1 pseudogene is annotated in these 1,612 nt (G+C 37.9%); it reads left to right on the top strand.

The features are described 5' to 3' along the window. Nucleotides 1-153: 153 nt before the first annotated feature. A pseudogene (locus FG390_RS15610) lies at nt 154-1,463 on the top strand (IS1380 family transposase). The last annotated feature ends 149 nt before the right edge of the window (nt 1,464-1,612 follow it).

Here is a 1,612-nt window from a genome sequence, read left to right as displayed (position 1 = left end):
CCTGAATTATTCACCGATTTTCTAAAATACACCGGTATAGGGCTATTTAATCAGCTTTTTCGTTATGCTTTACTGCATGAAATAAATGAAAAAAGAATCCATTTCTGTTAAGGTTAAATCACGACAAATAACCACAGAGAAAGGATTCTTATAATGGCTACTTTACCGCAATTAAAACTTAATTTCAATCAACAAATTAAATTATCAAATGGTGGAGGTTCTCTTTCTTCTGATACGGGTCAATTCCTGTTTAGAGAATTTGATGAAAAACTTGGTTTTTCAAAGACATTGGCCCAACACTTATGTTTGAAGGACACGCGAGCTTACAGCGTCCATTCAAATGAAAATTTGCTTCGTCAAAAGCTGTATCAAATGATTGCCGGGTATGCCCATGATGATGCAGCGGATCACTTAACGACAGATCCTGTGTTTACTCACATGCTTGGCACGCCTGCACTTGCTTCTCAGCCCAGTTTATCTCGTTTTTTTAAGCGTTTTGATAGACAATCCATTGAACAATTGGAACGTGCGAATCAAGCGTTGCTTGATAAAGTGCATACGTTTCGTGAATCAAAAACACTTATTTTTGATTTGGATTCTACGCATTCAGATACCTATGGTAATCAAGAAGATGCAGTCTACAATGCTCATTATGGAACCATCGGCTTTCATCCTTTAGTGGCTTTTGATGGTGTAACAGGCGATTTTCTTAAAGCAAAACTGCGCCCTGGACATGTCTATACGTCAAATGGTGTTGTCGAATTTATTCAACCTCTGATTGAACATTACAATGAGAAATTTCCAGAAACCATCTCATTTGTGCGTGGTGATAGTGGTTTTGCCGTCCCAGCTTTGTATGATTTGTGTGAAAAAGAATCGGTCTTTTACGTCATCCGTCTCAAATCAAATGCCAAACTCCAACAGATTGCGGAAGACCTTCATCCTTCCACGACGCCATCAGATGTCACAAAGGCAGCCTGTTATTTTGAAGAAACAATGTATCAAGCGGCATCATGGTCTAAACCAAGAAAAGTGATTGTAAAATCGGTACGTCCTGCAGGTGAACTATTATTTACCCACGCGTTTATCGTGACCAATTTAGTAGATGCTTTTTCACCAAAGGACATCTTCCTCAAAAAAGAGGGACGATGGAAAACTATATCAAGGAAGCTAAGCATGGTTTCAAATTAGATAAAATGAATAGCCATGCTTTCCAAGTCAACGAAGTCAAGATGATGCTCAGTCTTCTTGTTTATAACTTAACCAACTGGCTACGAACATTGACTTTCCCAAAGGGACAAAAGACGATGCAAATTGAAACCATCCGCACCCGGATTATTAAAGTGGCGAGTAAATTAGTCAAGTCGGGACGTTCCTTATACTTTAAATTATCATCCAGTTTTGTCTATCAGACATTCTTTTGGAAGGTGCTAACCCAAATTCAACAACTACAGCTGGAATAACGCATCCTTTTAACCCTTATTCAAAAATCAAAAGTAAGACCAAGGGATAGGTCTGTCTAAAAACGTTAATTTTAAACAGCTAATTTTGAAACAACCCGTTTAGGACGCAAAATGATCTTAGATCTTTCGAGAAAATAGATAAATAAATC

This window comes from Terrilactibacillus laevilacticus (genome assembly GCF_006517395.1).
In the GTDB taxonomy this organism is placed as follows: Bacteria; Bacillota; Bacilli; order Bacillales; family Sporolactobacillaceae; genus Terrilactibacillus; species Terrilactibacillus laevilacticus.
Note: the sequence above shows the minus strand (reverse complement) of the source record. Positions and strands in the feature narration are given on the sequence as shown.